Raw genomic sequence first — 18,830 nt, forward strand, 5'->3', positions numbered from 1 at the left:
TTAGATTGAAAAAGCAAAAAGGGAGCATTCATTTTTAGAAGCTCCCATTTGGTATGACGGGGTGCTAAATCGTGGCGAGACAAACATGACAGTAAAGAAGCATTAGTAAATACTGGCCTTGTAAAAGATGGCGCTTCAGTTACCCACGTATCATGAAGGTATGGAGGCGGAACTTCGCGTTAGAATCGAATGATGAGAGTTATTACTAGTCTCATAGAGGCTACATAAGTTCCTACATCCCTTTATTAGACCTAGACAACAGGATAACACGGAAGAAGCTGGCACTATTTTTTCGATTCTACCTCGAGTTCCTAAGATTGCTTGGCCAGCCTTTTCCTTATGACTGGATTTAACGAAGGAATGTAGGCACACTGATGCCTAAAGAATCAGGAAGGGATGTTAACATAGGCATTTAATAATCCATTCTGCAGTGCACAAATCCCTATGACTACTTTCCATAATTATCTACTAGTGAAAGCACAGCGTACCCATATCTTGAGATAGTTTCACAGAATATTAAGATACTATAAGAGACTTTGTCAAAAAAACTTTTTGACACTCTACCAAAAGTTAAAACCGTTGGTACTACAACATATATACAGGGGAGGAATATGATGAAAAGGTTTGGTCTGAAAAAAGTTTTTTCAATAGCGATAATAATTGCATTTCTACTTGGTACGAACCAAATGAGTTCTACGGCTGCGGAAAATCGAATTTTCAATGATATGCCACATACAGGAAATGTTTTCGCAGACATGGAAAAACAAATTGATTATTTTAAAGAAGATGGGAATATTCGGAGTGATATCGCGGTCCGTACATTGAAAATGCACATTAGCGGAGTAGCTCTTTTTCAAAAACAAGGACAGACCGATAAGGTAATTAAACAAATGCAGAGTTTTAAACGCCTGCTTGATAATCAGAAAAGCAGCGGGGGCATTTCCGGAATAGCGCATGATGTCCTGAATACGTACACGCAATACGCGATTGGAAAAATTAATGGTTCATTTAACTCCGATAATGTTATGAAGCATATCAAACACCTAAGTGTTGATATTGGGCCAAGGGAGGCAGGCAGCGAAGGAGAGAGAGCAGGTGCTGAATACATTGAAAGTGTGTTGAAAAGTTACGGCTATGAGACCAAAATCGAGGAAGCGCCCAGGAGCAATCGAGTTGAATTGATACTTAAGGTGCTCTCCGACAATAACAAAAAACTTCCATTGAGGGCCGTTAGTGGAGCCCCTCAAACGACTGGGGACGGTATCACAGGGAATATTTATCATGCGGGTGCTGGCCAACCGAGTGATTTCACTGCGGCTGCAAGGGGCAAAATCGCCTTAATACAAAATGGTGGAATCACTGCCGGGGCCAAGGTGCAAAACGCAATGGCTGCAGGTGCGATAGGTGTCCTTATATATGACAACCAGGATCGCTTTACCCTTCCATCTGTTTCCCTAGGCAGCGTACGCCCTAACATTCCGGTTGCGACAATTACCAAGAAGGATGGGGAAGCATTTGTTTCTCAACTTTCCAAAGGAAATGTAGAAGTCCAACTTTCAATTAAAACACTGACGAATCAAAAAACAGTCAATGTAATCGCTGTAAAAAAACCAAAAGGCATTGAAAATCCTGAAATTTATTACATTGGCTCACATTTGGACAGTGTTGCATTCGCGCCAGGGGCCAATGATGATGCCTCCGGGACGTCTACACTAATGGAGTTGGCAAGGATTTTTAAAGACTATGATGGCGACAAAGAATTACGCTTCGCTGCATTTGGGGGCGAAGAACTTGGATTTGTAGGTTCGAAATACCATATCGGTAATTTGTCAGAAGATGAAGTTAAAAGAACAAAAGTTCAGTTTCAGATGGATATGACTGGTACGGCTTGGGTACCTGCCTCGCAACTTTTTATTAATACTGTAGATGGGAAATCGAATCTTGTTTCGCAATCAACACACCAAGCTGCTGAAAAACTAGATATTAATAAGGATTTATTGCCTGTTCATATGTTGAGTAGGTCTGATCATGTACCATTCCACGAGAAAGGGGTACCATCAGCATTGTTCATATGGATGGAACCTGGTACACCACCTGGGGGAGCTGATATCGAGCCTTATTATCACTCTTTAGAGGATAAAATAGAGCATGTAAGCCCTGAAAGAATACAACTTACCGGGGATGTAGTTTTTAAAGCTATTTCTGATTTAATTGGTTTCCAGAAAAATAGTGGTAAGAATGAAGAGGCATCACTAAAGGATGCTTCATAGATTCATAGTTAAACAGATGAATGCCTGGAGAACAGCTTGATTTCGTAAGGAACTTCCAGATAAGTAACCAAACATATCAAACATTTCCTTGGGAAGCCTAAGGGAATATTTGATACACTCACCACATTACGAAGCTGTCGCGGTACTGGAATTAGTTTAATAAGCCAAAAATAGCTGTGTCAAAAATCCAGGTTTGAGTGGATTTCGGCACAGCTTTTCTTTTGTAGATATGATTTATAGTTAAACAGGATTAGTTGCGAAATATCAAGGCTATGAATAAAGAAATGAACAACTGAGGGCTGCATTTACAGAAAAAGAAAAAATCCTTACGTCTGCTTCGGCTGAAAAACAAGTATTTGAAGAAGCACTAGCTGCTACTCTTAGTTTGTCTTAATACAATAGATTTTTACAATGAAGAGCAAAAATTAAAGCTTCTCTATATTGCGATTTAAGCGCGTGAGAAATTGCTTGAGTTGCTGTAATTCGCTTTCTGAAAAATCATCATAGAGATCATTCATAAATTGATTTTTAAACATTGTACAGCCTTCTAATAATGCTCGTCCTTTATCTGAAATCGTTACAAGTACTTCGCGATTGTTTTTTTCATTACGTTTGCGTTCGACATATTGCTGTTCTTCAAGCAACTTTAAATGGCGCGTAATGGCCGATTGATCGATAGCTAAGGATTGTTGTAGTACCTTTTGTGTAACACTATCCTTTTTAACTAAAGAAACTAAAATTTCATATCTAGTCAAACTAACTTCTGTTCTTTTTTCAAAAATTTGAGTGACGTGACGGTCTAACCTTTTCAACATCATAATCATTTGTTTCTTATCATCCAAACAAACTTCCATACTATTCCTCCTCACATTGGTTGCTCGTCGTTTTGCGCTCACTAAAACTTGTGTTCGAATTCGGCCCTATTATAAAAGCAATTTAGGTATCTAATGATGTACGCCAAAAACTGTTCTTTGTTACATTTAGCTTTTGGACGCTTTGCGATTCCTATATGATAGCATTTCCGTTCATTTGGATAAAGTGTAACAAATTTCAAACTTACGTGAATCAAGATATGATTAATGATTTAGTGATACGAATCAATAACACGTCATGTGAATACTTCCTCTAATTCACTTAGCTTGAAAAACGAATAATTTGTTCAAACGGTAAACGTGATGAATTACGTGCTGGCATAGCAGGCTTTCCGATAGCAATTAAAATCATCGGTAACTCATTGGCAGGTAGCTCATATTTTTTAGCGAATGCTGCTTTATCAAAGCCGCCCATTATTACTGTTTCATAGCCCATGTCCTTCGCTAAAAGTACTACTTGCATAGAAATTAAACCAACATCTAAATGTGCAATATTTGTTCGTTCAATTTCAGAAAAATTACTATATGCAGATTCAGAATTGGCAATCATCATATCAGCAATATCACGTGGCATATAACCTAGCTCAACATTTAAATCATTAATTTGTTTAGCGTTTTTATACATTTCATTATCGCCTAATACCGCAATAATCGCTGATGATGTTTCGATTTGTTCCTGATTAAATCCAGCAATGCGTAGTTCTTTCTTTTGCTCTTGATCATCAATAACAAGGAAGCGCCAAGGCTGTAAGTTACTTGATGATGGAGCTGATGTTGCTTGTTCTAAAATATGTTGAATTTGCTCACGAGGAATAGTAACACCAGGCTCATATTTACGCACCGATTTACGTTCATCCATTAATTTTTCTAAAGCTGTTTTTTGTTGTATCATATTTTTCACCCTTTTTTGTTGGAATTTGAATCGGCTTTTATTATAGTTGATTAGTCAACAGTTGACAAGTCATTTATCAATTTAGGATTTTTGATAGGAGAATGATTCGACAATTGGCACGGAAGGGATCAGGGGTTCGAATCCCTTACAGGTCATCTGATTGGTAGGCCAGAATCCTTGATATATCAAAAGCTTTAGTCTTTTTTTCTGTTATTATTTACATGATATTAGTTAAATTCCCTAAAATAGTAGCAATTACCAAATGGTATCGTTAAGCGGTTAAAGAGGTAATTATAATAAAGATAAAATTAACGCCAGAGAAGCCAAAAAGATAGAAACGGTTTGCGTGAGCCATGGCACTGAATAGGGATTACCACGATGATATAAATTAAATTGCTTAGGTACTAATACATGGAAGCACCTGTCATTAGGTTCTGCTATGTATTTTTTTACATGGAAACTTATCCTAGATCACACTGACGGAAATAATTTTAGCTGAGTATGTGAATTTGTACGTGAGTTATCGTGTGAATTGTACAGAGGAAAAGAAAAATAGAATAACATTATGTGATAAGATACACTTAAATGTTTTTAAGGTTATTAAGTTAGTAAAGTTATTATACTATTATAAGGAGTCCTAAAAGTGAAAAGGATAACAAGTTATTTAGCATTACTTTTAACGATTATGTTTATGGTTGGTTGCACGAACGAAGAAAATGCAACCATTACAGATGGGGAAACAAATTCACAAGAAGTAACCACAGTCGATACTAATGAAAATAGTAAAAAGGAAGAGACTAACAATACGGATCTTGACGGATCAATAGTTGAAGAAACAACAACCGAACCAAATGATGAAAAGTTCTCAGGTAACAAACGTATTGAAATTGATGGTGGTGATTTGTCTGGATATCGTGAACCCAACGTCGTTGTTGACATTGGCTATGGGGACCGTGAATATTGGGCATTTACTAATGAATATGGGCAACTAGTACGTGTCATTGCTGATGAAATCACTTTACAAGATGACGGTAACGAACCTGTCACATCGTCTGGAAGATACTATTCGGATGAGGCGAAAGTTCCAGGTGTCGAAAGCGATGTTCTAGATGAAGGACATATCATCGCTGATTCTCTCGGAGGGGTATCGAATGCATATAATATTACCCCGCAAGATAGTACACTTAACCGCCATGGTGACCAAGCTTATATGGAGAACGCGATACGTAGTGCAGGTGGAGCCACTAATTTTGAGTCGATTATTACATATCCAAATTCGAATACGCAGATTCCTTCACATTATCAATATACCTATACTTTAAAAGGCAACAAGATTGTGGATTCATTTGACAATGGAAACCCTGATGAAGTAAATGCAGCACTCGGTTTAACAGGCAGCAAACCTTCTAATTCAGATAGATCAAATAAAAATTCAACGAGTTCCAATAAAAACGGTGATATTTCTAGTGTTGATACTAACGGAAATGGACAAGTTACGATTAAAGAAGCAAAAGAAGCAGGTTTCAGTATGCCCATAACGAGTGAACATTGGTTATACCCTTATATGCGTGATACCGATAATGACGGTATGGTAGGTGAGTAAGAGCCTTTAAGGTAAAATAAAGATTATTCACTAACAGATTTTTGCATTAATTTTATAAATAAACGGGGTTGTCCTAAAAGTCATTTGCCAGACTTTTGGGACAGCCCCGTTTTTTATTTTGCCTAATTGGCTGTATTTGAGCTTATAGAAGTATGCTGGTTAAGTACGTTCATTATAATGAGTTTAAAATTAACCCGATTGAAGCGTAGATAATTACCGTAAAGTAGATGGCCATCATGTGTACTAAGGAAAATACAAACATTTTATTTGCCCAAACCTTCAGTTCGTTTTTACGTTGTCCGAATAAGCTGAGCCCTAACCAAATTAGGCCTAAGATAAGTGAAATTAAGGTGAGACCTAAGCTTAGTGGTAGAAATAAAAAGCTGGATAGCACCAATAAAATCAAATAGAAGTTGGTTTGAATATATGTCCGTTTCCTACTTTTGACAACGGGAAGCATTGGAATATTCGCTGCAGCATAATCTTTTTCCTTACGGATGGCAATCGCATAAAAGTGAGGCATTTGCCAAATCACCATGATTAAAAACAATGCCCAGCAAGCGGGATGCCAAATATCTGGAGCGACTGATGCCCAACCGATTAAAGGAGGCATGGCACCAGAAATACTCCCAACTTCCGTATTCCAAATAGTATGGCGTTTAGTCCACATTGTATAAGGGACAACGTAGAAAAATACCCCTAAAAATCCAAGTAAAGATGCTAATGGAGAGGTTAAATATAATAAAACTAACCCGATCACTAGTAATAAAATGGCAGCTACTAAAACTCTTTTAATCGATATAGCACCTGTAACTGTAGGGCGAACCTTTGTACGAGCCATAATGGCATCAATATCGCGATCATAAATGTTATTGAACGCACCGGCTGCGGCTATAACGGCTGCTGTTCCTAAAAATGCAAAAACTACATTCCAAACGTTATCTACAAAACTGTATTGATACGTATATAAAGCGAGCATTAATCCTGCGATCATTGGAATAAGATTTGACTTGATAATTCCTGTTTTAACTACTTGAGCCCATAAGGTCATCTGTGATTGCTTTTTCATTGTATTTTGTAGCTCCTCTTTTATTCACAAGAACTAATATAACCTATAAGGTTAGCTAAATTCCATCATAATATTGCTTTTCTACAATCATTTTTAATTATATCATGTCTATATCTAATGAGATAAAAATATAGATGAACTTTATCCATTTCTTTGTTTTACAGCATTGATTGCTTGCTAGGGGATAGTGGGATGGAAATGATATGGGTTAGTTGATCCAACATGAAAAATCATTGCTTTTGTGTACAGCTACTGAAACATGCAATGGACTTCTCGAAAGAAGTGTACGAAATAAGGAGATTATAATGACTCATGACTCAACCATATTCTTCTGCTTGGAAAATATTGAGTGGCTCTGAATATCCAAAATTGAATGGATAAATACATTCCTTTGACAAATAATAATTGTGAGAAAGTAAGCGGGAATTTTATTTTACATTGGAGGAATATCATGGGTAAATTGGATGGTAAAGTAGCTATCATTACAGGGGCAGCACAAGGGATGGGTGCCATGCATGTTCGCAAATTCGTGGAAGAAGGCGCAAAAGTAGCAATTACGGATCTAAACTTTGAAGGTGTACAAAAACTAGCCAATGAATTGGGAGAAAATACAATCGCTCTTAAATTAGATGTTGCTAGTGAAGAGAACTGGGTAGAAGTGGTAGGAAAAACAGAAGAAACATTTGGTCCAATCAATGTTTTAGTAAACAACGCAGGCATTGGTATTTTCAAAACTTTAGAAGAATTAACCGTAAAAGACTTCGAATTAACATTTAAAGTAGATGAACTGGGAGTATTCTTGGGAATGCAAAAAGTACTTCCTTCTATGAAAAAAGCTGGCGTAGGTTCAATTGTTAACATTTCATCAGTAGATGGTTTAGTAAGTGCGCCAACGGCCATTGCTTATAGTGCTTCTAAACATGCTGTCACCGGTATGACAAAAGGGGCTGCTGCAGAGCTTGGACCCTATAATATCCGTGTGAATTCCGTACATCCTGGAATCATCAAAACACCTATGGCTGACCAACCAGATGTTGAAGAATATCTAAAGCAACTTGAACAAGATATTCCCCTAAGAAGAAGAGCAGAAGTAAAGGAAGTTTCTAATTTAGTTATGTACCTTGCATCCGATGATTCTAGCTATTCGACTGGAAGTCAATTCGTAGTAGATGGCGGAATGATCTCTGACCTATAAAAAGAGGGAATGGTTATGAGGAAATTTTCAAATGCAGTCTTTATATTTTACTAATTATTACTATTATTGGCGCAATTCTGTAGTGGGATTGTGCTTTCTTATGATTATAGATCTAAAAATGGCATGTAGCTTGTCGAGTTAGAGAAAAGAATATATGATGACAAACAAATTATCACGACAGATTTTAATAAAAATTCAAAAGGGCTCGGAATTAAATACTTCCGAACCCTTTTACCTTCAAATTAAATGTCGTGTATGATGGGTTAATTTCTATGTGAAATGTTATATTACACAATTATGTTTTCTAGATAGATGATGAAAAATTAATTCTTGGGAAATCTTCGAAATCTCATTCATCTAGTTTATTACGGAAAAAGTTCTGTATTTCTTATGACTATAAGTTCAAGTTCCTTTTTTAACATAGAATCAATTTTAATTCCTGGATGGAAGAGAATATGGTGAAGTAGAGGAGACGATTTAATAGTAAGGTTTGTATGATTATTAATCTTTTTTAAGATAACGTTTATAATATACATGATTATAAACGATCCTTTTCATGAGAAAGGTAGATATCTTCGTGTCGTTAGAATCCTTAAAGTATTGAGGAGAGTCCCATAACTCTTTAAAAACTTCTGAAATTAAGTTTTCTGAATAGATCTTAGATCCAGTTAATTTTAAGGCAATACTCTTTAGCATTTCTTCATGATTAGAGTATAACTTACTAAAATACTCGGTATCTTTATCTAATATATGAGTAACAATTTCATTTTTCGTATCCAATATTACACCTCATTTCTGTGTTGCTATAGGTAATATGTACCCTGTTTTTACTGAAGGAAAACTTGAAATCATGAGAAGCAGAACTTTATATAGAACAAGGTTGTAGAATTTATGATATTTGCAGCTAAAAAGCCTACATGATCTCATAGAGTCATGTAGGCTTTTTCTTAGTTATAATTAAGTTTCATTTCATTTTTTAGGGATTAAAAAAAGATTAAACTAGTACAGACAGTTTGAAAGGAGAAATTATAAAGGAATAGTTATGTACGTTTACCTTTTCTAAAAGATTGCTGCGGAACGACTAGGTGGAATAATCTTTTCTTTTTTTACCTATGATTTAATTCTTTTTTTACCAGACAAACAAGTGATGTACACTCCAATTTAGGGTCGAATATGAGACAGCAATCAAATTTATGAATAGTAGCTAGAAACTACATAGCTTTATTTTTTCGACGAAGCAACAATAGTTCTATTGCTCCCGATCCAAGTAATACTCCTGAAACAATGAAGATAAGACCAAAAAAATGTGCTGGAACGATTGCTTCGTTCAATAGAATAGCCGCACCGACTAATGAAAAAAAGGTGTTGAAGTTTAAGAAGATAGAGGATTCTGCGGCTCCAACCTTTCCAATGATATAATTATAAGTCATATGACCTATTCCTGTAGCAAAAATAGCTGAGAAAAAGAAAGCTACCCAGATAGAAAACGAAGCAGATGAGATTGAAGCTAAACCATGTGGTTCCTTCCAAAGACTTATGGCAAATAAAATAAATGATCCAATTAGCATCATGTAACCCGTTAATAGCCGCGGGTCCATCGTTTTCGAAGCTTTATAAATCAGGATAAAACTTAGCGCTTGTGAAAGAATGGAGAGTAAAATATCAAAATCTCCTAGATTAATAGAATGGATGCTTCCACTTCCGGCCAAAACGGTAACACTCACGCCAAGAGCCCCACAAATAAACCCAAGAACTCGAATGAATGTAAGTTTTTTGCGAAAAATCACCATAGAAAAGATGGCTGTCAATAAAGGTCCCATCCCCAAAATCAATCCAGTATTCGTAGCTGAAGTTTTTGTTAACCCTTCTGCTAAAAAATAATGGTGAAAGACTACGCTCAAAAGGGCTCCCCCAAAAATGTAAAAAAGTTCAGATTTTTTTGGAAGACGAATGAGGCCAAGCATTCCCAAAATTAAAAAGACTATCAAAGAAGCCGTAAAAATTCTTAGAGAAGTTATGGTCACAGGTTGAATGTGTTCAACTAAAATTTTTATAACAGAAACGTTGAAACCCCAAATAATCATGATTCCAATAAGCAACATGTAAGTTTTAAAATAGCTCATACAAAAACAACCTTTCAAACTTATTCAACAATTGACCTATTATACTACCTTTTTCAAGAAAATACCAAAACTAAAAGAGATAGTTTTTAAAAACTGAGCATGAGTAAATTATTTATGCCAATAATTTGTAGTGACTACTTTGAAATGGATGTTAGTCCCTATACTTCACATCGTATTAGTTTGGGTGTAGATGAAATGATTCTTCAGTTTGAAGAGTGGCTATAAAAAAGCCTACAAGATCTCATAGGATCTTGTAGGCTTTTTCATTAGTTAAAATTTAATTTTTTCTTCCATTTTAAAGAAATTAAACTTGAAGAAATCGTAATGATAAAGAGGACAATAACAATAATGAATACAGTATAGTAAGAACCTGTTGAATCAAAAATGTAACTGAATAATGTTGTACCGAATGCCACACCTAATGTAGAGGCTGACATGATCGTTGTATAAATGGATGCGTAGTCTCGCCCGCCGAATACTTCGCGAATCACGACTGGAGGAAGTAAGGTAGACCCTGAGAATCCTATACCAAATAGTAAGGCACCAGTATATAGCATACCAATTCCGAATGAATCAGAAATAAGTAGTGCGACAACACCTAGCATACCCCCGCCAATACCAACAAATAGAGCTACTTTAATTCCCATTTTATCGTTTATGGCACCAAGCAGGAATTTACCACCTGTTTGACCAATCGTTACACAAGTTACACCTGTAGCAGCCATTGTAGCACTAAAGCCTACGGATTGTACAAAGTTTGGTACATGGAAGCTAACGGTTGAAGCCAGTCCGAAAAGCCCTGTGAATAAAACAACCAAATAGAATGCTTGGGATTTCATTGCAACACCTTTCAAGACACCTGATTCAGGTTTTTGTTGCGTATTAGTAGTATCGGTGTCGACTTCATCGGCACCATAAGCAGTCATATTTAGTTGTTCTGGTTTTGAACGAATAACGAATAGAGAGAATGGTAAAATAAGAATGGCTACAATAACACCTAATGTCATATATGTGGAGCGCCAGCCAATCGATTCAATCAAGGCACCGGTGATTTGAGCGAAGACCGCACCGCCAACCCCCATGAATGCCATAGCAAAACCTAAAGAGGTACCAACTTTTGCTTTAAACCAGTTATTCATGATTAAAGGAATGGACCCGTAAATTAAGAATGTACTACCAATTCCTAATGCAATCCCTGAAATATAGAAAGGGAAGACAGAATGATAGGTACCCATTAATCCAAATGCTAGCGCATTTATAATACCAGCAATCGTCAAAATATAGCGGATGTCAAACTTGTTCAATATCTTTCCTGCAAATGGTAGTAAAATGGTGACAGTTAAATACATTAGCGATGTATACAAGCTAATTTCAGAAACCCCAACTTGAAGATCTTCTGCTACTGCACGGTATAGTAAACCTGCACAGCTTACGATAATTCCGACACTTGCGGCGTAAATTGCAGCACTTGCCACCATAATCCACCAAGCATAGTGGATTTTCCCTTGTTTTTTCATGATGTCACCTCGTAAAAGTGGAGAAACAAGCACGTTGCTTCTCCACTTTGTATTATTTTATAAATTAAGCAGTTAAAAATTTGTATATTTATTGAATGGTAAATCCGCCATCGATTGGTACAGCGGCACCACTTATGAATTTCGCTTCATCTGATGCTAAAAATACAGCTAAATCAGCTACTTCTTCTACTTGGCCAAATGTACGAGTCGGTACTAAATCCTTAGGAATTCCAGCTAAAACATCCTTAACTAAAGGTGTTTCGATGGTTCCTGGGCAAATAGCGTTAATTTTAATACCATGGCGTGCATATTCAGAAGATAAATGCTTGGTATACCCAATTACTCCATGCTTAGTAGCGGTATAAGCAGCTCCACCTTTACCTGCAACCAAACCAGCAACAGAAGCAATATTTACGATGGAACCAGTACCACGCTCAATCATGCTAGGTAAAACAGCATTCGAGAATTCGAATACACTTGTTAAGTTAATATTTAAGAAGAAGTTCCATTGATCTAATGTCGTATCTAATGATTTAGCATATTTATCAAATACACCTGCATTATTTACTAAGACATCAACTGGACCGAAAGTGTCTTCTGTTACTTTGACACAATTTTGGATATCCTCGGTTTTCATAACGTTCACAGATACAGCGATAGCTTCTCCGCCAAACGCTTTAATTTCTTCAGCAACAGCTTTTGCCCCTTCTAAATTCAAGTCAGCTACAACTACTTTTGCGCCTTCTTTTGCAAAACGGATAGCTTCTCCTTGCCCCATACCGGATGCTGCTCCTGTAATGATCGCTACTTTGTCTTTTAATCTCATATTGAAAACCCCCATATATTTTTTGTTCACAATTTGTTCATATATCAGTGACAATTACATTTTAAACGTATTTTGATATAATGAAAAATACCAATTAACTATTTACTTATAACTTCAGGTTATTAAGGGTAGGAGGAAAATTATGGACCTAGTAAAGTTACGATATTTTTATACAACCGCACAATTAGAAAACGTGTCACTTGCAGCTAAAGAACTATCGATTTCGCAACCAGCGTTAAGTAAGGCGATCACTAATCTTGAAGCAGAGTTAGGGATGGATTTGTTTTTCCGTAGTGGCAAGCGCATTTCATTAAATGAAAATGGAAGGTTTTTATTCAAACGTGCGGAGCGCGTTTTCTCTGAGGTACATCATTTAGAGCGTGGATTAGAGGAAAGACGAGGCGAGGGAAGTGGGAACTTGTCGATTGTGACGACATTACCATATACTTTCACGAATATCTTAGATCAGTTTTTCAATAATTATTCCAATGTTAAATATCAACAAGTACCGTTATCAAAAGAAAATTTACAACAATTCACGGAAAATGGAAAATATGATGTATGTATTACCACTGAGCAAATTGAACATCCAAATGTAGAATGGGTCCCATTATTTGAAGAGGAAATTTTTCTAACTGTACCAAAATCATATAAAGAGAAGAAAGAAGGAACAATTAATTTGTTGGAATTTGACGAACTACCTTTTATCGGTTTAACCAATAAGTACACCTTTCGTCAATTTACCGACAGATTTTGTAAATCAATAGGATATACACCGACTTATCAAGTTGAAGTGGAAGAAGCAACAACCATTTTACAGCTTGTGAAAAATGGACATGGTGCAGCCTTTACACCTGAAACAGCTGTTAATTTATATGAAAGTAAACTTAAGCACTTAAAAATTGAAAATAAGAAGTTTACCCGTACCATCGGCTTATTAAAGCATCGATATTTATATCCTACAAAAATTTCAGAGGCTTTCATTGCCCACTGTCATCGCTATTTTCAAGAATATAAAAAAGATTAAATGAGATTAGTTTTAAATGGGGAATTATTCGTAATGAAGATTCGGCGAGATAGGGATTTAGATGGAATATCAATATATATTGAAGTGTTGAAGTGGGTTTAGTAGAAGAATTTAAGTAGTAAAATCCTATTAAAAATATGGAAATGTTAATAGCGATTCTTGAATGTCAGAGAGAAAAGAGAAGACTAGATACGTCTAGGAACCGAACCTAGTCTTCATTTTTACCTCAATTTTTGGTTTTTCAATAGTGTACAGTTTCCATTATAAAGTAGAAAGTAATTGAATTTAAAAGGAAACCGTTTTCAAATTTTATAGATTAAACGAATTTTAAAGTGGCCAATACTTATTTGATCTATCCATTGTCCATTTTTCAACTGATAGCAAACTTTCGTTACCTTTATCCTAGCCAACAATCTTCATGGTAGGAATAGGTTGGCAGGTAAATTCACACATGGAAATATTAATCTAGCCAGAAAACTGGAATCGTAGAAACAGCCCTTTATTTTACAGGTATTGCATGTGAAATTTTATTTTCTTGCATGCCTAAGTCCATTACATTGTCTGTGCTTTTGATGGAAAGACGTAAAACATCGCCATCTTGCAAGTATCCATTGTCTTTTTGCGTATCGATAAAATAAGAGATTTTCTCTTCATGAGGGATTGCATTATCAGAAATATATTGGATGATATCAGCATTTAGACGTAAGCATACACCACCGGGCGTTCCTGTAAGCACGAGGTCTCCTGTTTTCAAATTGAAGATTTCGGACATTTCACTTAATGTTTCTGTTGGTTTGAAAAGTAATTGATCCGTTATTACATGTTGGCGGGTTTCCCCGTTTACTTCTAAGAGAAGAACAAGTTGATCTAGGTATTGAATCTCATCTTCTTCTAATAAATAAATGTACGGCCCTACTGGACAAAAACCTCGATAGCTTTTTCCTTTGAACCATTGTTGTTCTACAATTTGCACGTCTCGTGCAGACATATCATTGGCGATAACAAGGCCAGCAATGTAGTCTTTCAGATTATCCCCTGTAATCGTGGTTTGTTCTGTGATGTCTTTATTTATGATCAGACCAAGCTCAATCTCATAGTCCAATAATTTCACATGTGCAGGACAGAGTATATCAGCCGTTGCGGATGTTAATGTGCTAGACGCTTTTGTGAACAGTAAATTGTACGGAGGCTTTTGTTTTGTAAAACCAGCTTCTTCGCGGTGTACGCTGTAGTTGGTTCCTTGACAAAAGATATTAGCATCTTCAGTGACTGGTGAAAGTAAAGTGATTTCTTCATTAGTAACGATTTTTCCATTTGTTTTTGCATGTTGAATGGCTTCATACCCGTTAGTTAATAATTTGTTTAATGATTCGGCCTCATGTTCAATGATTCGAATGGCTTCTTCTAAAACACCCCAATGTACTTGAGATTCATATTCAAAACGTAATAATTTTATGCCCATATTAATATCCTCCTTAAAGTTATTACACTTATTGTAATGGTTAAGCTTTACATGGTACTAGAATAAGATTTATTGAAATCTAGAGTGAAATTAAATTTAAAAATGAAGTTTGGTCTTGACATGTTTTTCAAATACAAAGTAATATTTAACATTCACGGAAAAATCAGCTCAATCAGGTCTTCATATTTAGAGGCTCCTGTATACCAATAATTGATTAAGTATTTTCAGAGTAGATAATTTGAAAAATAAATCTGCGAGACCCCGGATTGATCTAATTTGTTTTTGATAAGGAAATTTCTGGACTAAATGAAATATCCATTAGCCTTTTAACTCGCTCCATAAGTATGTAAACTTGGATGCATATCTAACACCTAAATCATTTCTATAGTGAGAGTAAGCACAGTTACTTCTTCTTTTTTATCCAGATAGGTATATTCATGTTTTTTTGTTTGAATATTTTGTTTCTTTGCACGATGTTTGCCGCTTTGGTACACTATGATGAAGTACTCAGCTTGGTTGCCAGGCTTATAATGGATAATATGAAGTTTGTATATCTTTACATAGACCATGTATTAAAGATTGTAAGAGTAATTCCGAAACCGGATATGTAAATCGGAATTTCCTATTTTGTGACTTGAGGACAAACACATAATAATTACCAGTGTTACTAATACTGAAAGAATCATTCAATCCCTCATCAAGGGTTACGTGAGAACTAGTTTGTCTGGATTTTTCTTTGGATATACTCTATTAGTAATAATAGTAGGAGGAAGTAATGAATAACTACAAATTGACCATTCAATATGATGGTGGACGCTATCAGGGTTGGCAACGACTTGGCGATAGTGAAAATACGATTCAGGGAAAAATAGAAAGTGTATTAACGGAAATGGTAGGAGAACCCATTGAAATCATTGGGTGTAGTAGAACCGATTCGGGTGTACACGCGATTTCTCAAATAGCCAATTTTAAGATGAGTTTGAATATGACTGAAACTGAAGTCATGAATTATTTGAATAGGTATTTACCACGAGATATCAGTATTGTGGAAGTTACATTGGTTCCTGAACGTTTTCATGCCCGTTATAATGTGAAGGATAAGACCTATTTGTATAAGATCTGGAACGAACCATATACAAATCCATTCATGCGAAAGTACAGTATGCATGTTGAGGAAAACCTCAATATACCAAGCATGATAGAAGGTAGTCAATACTTTATAGGCAGTCACGATTTTACGGCCTATTCAAATGCAAAGTCAAAGAAGAAATCCATGGTTCGTGAAATATATTCTATTGATATAGAAGAAGTAGCGGGCTTCATCGAAATTAGAGTGCGAGGTAACGGTTTCCTTTATAATATGGTTAGAAAGATTGTCGGGACCTTAATAGAAGTCGGATTGAATGAAATAGATGCTAAAAATATCCCAAGTATCATCGAGTCGAAAGAAAGAATCCAAACGGGTCGTATGGCAGACCCAGCTGGGTTGTATTTGGAAACGGTCGAGTTTTAAAACAGACCAGCGACAAGGTTAAACTCAAAAAACCAACTGAAATTGAAGTTGGTTTTTTTGAGTTATTTATTCATTTACTCTCTTCAACTGGAGATTATATCTCAAAGTTTCTTCGTCTGAATATAATTTATATCCAAGACTATCACTGTAGCTAAGAAATACTTTATTCGGTAAGTGCTTTTTGGATTCACTTGATATTAATATAGGCACTCCATCGATTATGAATTTCTCATCTTCTTCTGTTTGATTATCAATTTTCAGTTCGTGTTCCACATAAATAGAACAGCTTCCAAGGTAGATGGCTTCGATTCGTATACCTTCGTTCTCTTTATAATCCACTTTTCTTAATTGTTCTACTGCTTCCTTTTTAAGCTCAATATGCATTTAACAACACTCCATAAAAATTATTTATCATGAATATCAATACAAAGAAAATTATAAACGACTGGTTAAACATTCTATTCATTCATATACCCAATTGTTTATAAACTAATGTGTCCATTAAATGTTAAATGAAGAGATATCTTATGTAAAAGCTGCCTAGATAAAATCCCCCTAGTTACCCATTAAAAAAAGGGCTAAAGAGTAAGTGGCAAAATAGTAGAGGCTGACAATTCTACTCTTTGGAGGATGTTAGCCTTCTACCTTCAGAATGAAAGGGGTTCATATACTTTAAAATATGAAAGAGCTATGTGTTATATGATAAAAGTAATGCTATAATAGGGTACTCAAGTAGATTGGGTAGCCTTTTACCTATATTGAAAGGGAATTATCCGAAACTTCTTCCTTTGTTTAATTCGGAAACACTATCGGAGGTGTGTTAATATGAATAAAAAATGGACTATTGAAAATATCCGTGACTATGTCACGAAGAATTCCGATAGTGAATTACTTTCTACTGAATATCTTGGGTACTCTCAAAAACTACAGTTTAAATGTTCATGCGGAAATATCTTTGAAAAATCTTTCACTAAATTTAAAGGGAGCAATCAGAGAAGTTGTTCAGATTGTTCAGCACCTAAACCTTCACGTTGAATTTTAGGGAATAAATCACTAAGGAATATTCAAATCCTGCCGTAACCAAATCGGAAAAGTCGTTCAACATGCTGAGAAATCAGTAGTTGAGCGACTTTTTTTATTAATTATGACTGTTGAACATACAAGCCTCTCATTCGAAATCTTGTAGAATTCAGGCCATTATAGGGCTGCCAATTCGAGGCCTTTTGAATGTACAATCATATATTTTATCCAGGCTGGCAGTATTTTTATGAACACTTGCTAATACAATATTAAAGGTATTTTATTTATGCATGATATTGGGGGCATAGTATGAATTGGAATGAAAACTCACAAGGTTCAAATATGGGAACAGCTACAGGAATGTTTGTTGCACGGTCTTTAGATGAAATTCGCTTTTGGTCTAGAATTATGAAGGAACACTCTTTATTTCTTAGATTGGGTTTTAGATGTGACGATACACAGTTAATTGAAGAAGCAAATCAGTATTATCAATTGTTTGAAAAAGTTGAGCAACAATCACATTCTTTTACAAATCAAACCGATCCAGAACAAATTAAAAGGTTTAATTCGGAAGTTCAACAGGCTGCGACAGGTATATTTGCCTTTAAGAGGAAAGTGTTAGGACTGATACTAACCGGTCAATTACCAGGAGCAAACAATTTCCCGCTTTTAGTGGACCATACAAGTCGAGAAGCAAATTATTTTAGAAAACGGTTAATTGAATTAAATGAAGGGAAGTTGAAACCACTTCCTGATGCAATAATCAAAGAGAATGTTTTTTTCTTAAGAATTATGGCCGATCATGCCAAATTCATTGGACATCTCCTTGATCCATCGGAAAGAAAGCTTGTGGATATGGCAAGGGAGTTTAGCAATGATTTTGATCAATTGTTGTTTCAGGCTACAGACTTAGAGTCTATGAAACCACAATCAAAGACCGGTCCTCTTTTAGATCAGTTTCTTGATCAGAATAGGGTATCTGTAGTTTCGCTTCGAGATTTCAAGAAAACAGCTCGGGATCTAATTGAGGAATGTAAAATTAAGAGCATTATCCATCCTTTATTAGCAGACCATGTTTTCCGTGAAGCTGAAAGATTTCTTGAAATTATTGACATGTTCGAAGCTCATCTTACAAAGTAATTAACTGCGAAAAGATTGATGAAGCAAGTGCTATAGTGTTACAGGTCAATGCGCTGGATCAAACATTGATTATTAATAATACAGTATGTTAACTAACGGAACCATCTTTGAATTATCTAAATCAAAAAGCAAAAATCTTAAATCCAATTAATTTAAAATAAAATTAGTTTGACACGTAGGGCTAGGGCTTCATATTAAAAAGGGATGGGGCTGTCCCAAAAGTCAGGAAAATGACTTTTAGGGCAACCCTTTTTTTATGAAATTTATGCACAAAAAAATCGCCCTTTTTAGTAAAATGAAG

Annotated in this window: 16 protein-coding genes; 7 read left to right on the forward strand and 9 right to left on the reverse strand. The window is 35.6% G+C overall.

Annotation, left to right across the window (positions count from 1 at the left end):
* Positions 1-614: 614 nt before the first annotated feature.
* Positions 615-2,270 (forward strand): M28 family peptidase, encoded by a 1,656-nt coding sequence (locus ACIQXQ_RS07625; RefSeq protein ID WP_402956465.1) that lies wholly within the window; start codon positions 615-617, stop codon positions 2,268-2,270.
* Positions 2,271-2,695: 425 nt separating this feature from the next.
* Here ACIQXQ_RS07625 and ACIQXQ_RS07630 read toward each other — a convergent pair whose 3' ends face one another.
* Positions 2,696-3,124, reverse strand: a complete 429-nt coding sequence (locus ACIQXQ_RS07630; protein ID WP_402956467.1) for a MarR family winged helix-turn-helix transcriptional regulator — start codon at positions 3,122-3,124, stop codon at positions 2,696-2,698.
* A 280-nt stretch (positions 3,125-3,404) separates the two neighbouring features.
* Entirely contained in the window at positions 3,405-4,034 is a 630-nt protein-coding gene (locus tag ACIQXQ_RS07635) for a nitroreductase family protein (protein WP_402876088.1), read from the reverse strand.
* Positions 4,035-4,725: 691 nt separating this feature from the next.
* Between ACIQXQ_RS07635 and ACIQXQ_RS07640 the strand changes: the two genes are divergently transcribed.
* Positions 4,726-5,637: a DNA/RNA non-specific endonuclease gene (locus ACIQXQ_RS07640; RefSeq protein WP_402956469.1), complete on the forward strand. Its 912-nt coding sequence runs from the start codon at positions 4,726-4,728 to the stop codon at positions 5,635-5,637.
* Positions 5,638-5,809: 172 nt separating this feature from the next.
* Here the strand turns inward: ACIQXQ_RS07640 and cyoE are convergent, their stop codons facing one another.
* Positions 5,810-6,706, reverse strand: coding sequence for a heme o synthase (gene cyoE / locus ACIQXQ_RS07645; protein ID WP_402956471.1), 897 nt, complete (start codon positions 6,704-6,706; stop codon positions 5,810-5,812).
* A 451-nt stretch (positions 6,707-7,157) separates the two neighbouring features.
* On the opposite strand from cyoE, the gene ACIQXQ_RS07650 reads away from it, so the two are divergent.
* Entirely contained in the window at positions 7,158-7,901 is a 744-nt protein-coding gene (locus ACIQXQ_RS07650) for an SDR family NAD(P)-dependent oxidoreductase (RefSeq protein WP_402876091.1), read from the forward strand.
* A 501-nt stretch (positions 7,902-8,402) separates the two neighbouring features.
* Here the strand turns inward: ACIQXQ_RS07650 and ACIQXQ_RS07655 are convergent.
* From ACIQXQ_RS07655 to ACIQXQ_RS07670, 4 genes are all read right to left on the reverse strand, one after another.
* The gene (locus tag ACIQXQ_RS07655) at positions 8,403-8,681 is read right to left on the reverse strand and encodes an RNA polymerase sigma factor (RefSeq protein ID WP_402876092.1); all 279 of its coding nucleotides are present in this window, start codon (positions 8,679-8,681) and stop codon (positions 8,403-8,405) included.
* A gap of 431 nt (positions 8,682-9,112) precedes the next feature.
* Positions 9,113-10,024 (reverse strand): DMT family transporter, encoded by a 912-nt coding sequence (locus ACIQXQ_RS07660; protein ID WP_402956475.1) that lies wholly within the window; start codon positions 10,022-10,024, stop codon positions 9,113-9,115.
* 266 nt (positions 10,025-10,290) lie between these two features.
* The gene (locus ACIQXQ_RS07665; protein WP_402956477.1) at positions 10,291-11,574 is read right to left on the reverse strand and encodes an MFS transporter; all 1,284 of its coding nucleotides are present in this window, start codon (positions 11,572-11,574) and stop codon (positions 10,291-10,293) included.
* Positions 11,575-11,629: 55 nt separating this feature from the next.
* Positions 11,630-12,367: an SDR family NAD(P)-dependent oxidoreductase gene (locus tag ACIQXQ_RS07670; protein ID WP_402872331.1), complete on the reverse strand. Its 738-nt coding sequence runs from the start codon at positions 12,365-12,367 to the stop codon at positions 11,630-11,632.
* 142 nt (positions 12,368-12,509) lie between these two features.
* Between ACIQXQ_RS07670 and ACIQXQ_RS07675 the strand changes: the two genes are divergently transcribed.
* Complete coding sequence (locus ACIQXQ_RS07675) at positions 12,510-13,394, forward strand: LysR family transcriptional regulator (RefSeq protein ID WP_402956479.1); 885 nt, start codon at positions 12,510-12,512, stop codon at positions 13,392-13,394.
* Between the two features lie 499 nt (positions 13,395-13,893).
* On the opposite strand, the gene ACIQXQ_RS07680 is transcribed toward ACIQXQ_RS07675, so the two are convergent.
* Complete coding sequence (locus ACIQXQ_RS07680; RefSeq protein ID WP_402956481.1) at positions 13,894-14,856, reverse strand: fumarylacetoacetate hydrolase family protein; 963 nt, start codon at positions 14,854-14,856, stop codon at positions 13,894-13,896.
* A 775-nt stretch (positions 14,857-15,631) separates the two neighbouring features.
* Here ACIQXQ_RS07680 and truA point away from each other — a divergent pair.
* Entirely contained in the window at positions 15,632-16,369 is a 738-nt protein-coding gene (truA, locus tag ACIQXQ_RS07685) for a tRNA pseudouridine(38-40) synthase TruA (RefSeq protein ID WP_402956483.1), read from the forward strand.
* Positions 16,370-16,435: 66 nt separating this feature from the next.
* Here the strand turns inward: truA and ACIQXQ_RS07690 are convergent, their stop codons facing one another.
* Positions 16,436-16,753 carry an iron-sulfur cluster biosynthesis family protein gene (locus ACIQXQ_RS07690; protein ID WP_402956485.1) on the reverse strand — a complete coding sequence of 106 codons (318 nt, stop codon included), beginning with the start codon at positions 16,751-16,753 and terminating at the stop codon, positions 16,436-16,438.
* A gap of 441 nt (positions 16,754-17,194) precedes the next feature.
* Between ACIQXQ_RS07690 and ACIQXQ_RS07695 the strand changes: the two genes are divergently transcribed.
* Both ACIQXQ_RS07695 and ACIQXQ_RS07700 read left to right on the forward strand, forming a co-directional pair.
* Positions 17,195-17,404 carry a hypothetical protein gene (locus ACIQXQ_RS07695; protein WP_402872441.1) on the forward strand — a complete coding sequence of 70 codons (210 nt, stop codon included), beginning with the start codon at positions 17,195-17,197 and terminating at the stop codon, positions 17,402-17,404.
* Between the two features lie 294 nt (positions 17,405-17,698).
* The gene (locus ACIQXQ_RS07700; protein ID WP_402872444.1) at positions 17,699-18,529 is read left to right on the forward strand and encodes a DUF2935 domain-containing protein; all 831 of its coding nucleotides are present in this window, start codon (positions 17,699-17,701) and stop codon (positions 18,527-18,529) included.
* Positions 18,530-18,830: the final 301 nt, after the last annotated feature.

Origin of the sequence: Peribacillus sp. NPDC097198 (assembly GCF_044762055.1) — a bacterium.
GTDB lineage: Bacteria > Bacillota > Bacilli > Bacillales > DSM-1321 > Peribacillus.

Coding starts and splice junctions, on each gene's coding strand:
- ACIQXQ_RS07625 (WP_402956465.1), top strand. CDS start 615: ATGAAAAGGTTTGGTCTGAAAAAAGTTTTTTCAATAGCGATAATAATT.
- ACIQXQ_RS07630 (WP_402956467.1), bottom strand. CDS start 3,124: ATGGAAGTTTGTTTGGATGATAAGAAACAAATGATTATGATGTTGAAA.
- ACIQXQ_RS07635 (WP_402876088.1), bottom strand. CDS start 4,034: ATGATACAACAAAAAACAGCTTTAGAAAAATTAATGGATGAACGTAAA.
- ACIQXQ_RS07640 (WP_402956469.1), top strand. CDS start 4,726: ATGGTTGGTTGCACGAACGAAGAAAATGCAACCATTACAGATGGGGAA.
- cyoE (WP_402956471.1), bottom strand. CDS start 6,706: ATGAAAAAGCAATCACAGATGACCTTATGGGCTCAAGTAGTTAAAACA.
- ACIQXQ_RS07650 (WP_402876091.1), top strand. CDS start 7,158: ATGGGTAAATTGGATGGTAAAGTAGCTATCATTACAGGGGCAGCACAA.
- ACIQXQ_RS07660 (WP_402956475.1), bottom strand. CDS start 10,024: ATGAGCTATTTTAAAACTTACATGTTGCTTATTGGAATCATGATTATT.
- ACIQXQ_RS07670 (WP_402872331.1), bottom strand. CDS start 12,367: ATGAGATTAAAAGACAAAGTAGCGATCATTACAGGAGCAGCATCCGGT.
- ACIQXQ_RS07675 (WP_402956479.1), top strand. CDS start 12,510: ATGGACCTAGTAAAGTTACGATATTTTTATACAACCGCACAATTAGAA.
- ACIQXQ_RS07680 (WP_402956481.1), bottom strand. CDS start 14,856: ATGGGCATAAAATTATTACGTTTTGAATATGAATCTCAAGTACATTGG.
- truA (WP_402956483.1), top strand. CDS start 15,632: ATGAATAACTACAAATTGACCATTCAATATGATGGTGGACGCTATCAG.
- ACIQXQ_RS07690 (WP_402956485.1), bottom strand. CDS start 16,753: ATGCATATTGAGCTTAAAAAGGAAGCAGTAGAACAATTAAGAAAAGTG.
- ACIQXQ_RS07695 (WP_402872441.1), top strand. CDS start 17,195: ATGAATAAAAAATGGACTATTGAAAATATCCGTGACTATGTCACGAAG.
- ACIQXQ_RS07700 (WP_402872444.1), top strand. CDS start 17,699: ATGAATTGGAATGAAAACTCACAAGGTTCAAATATGGGAACAGCTACA.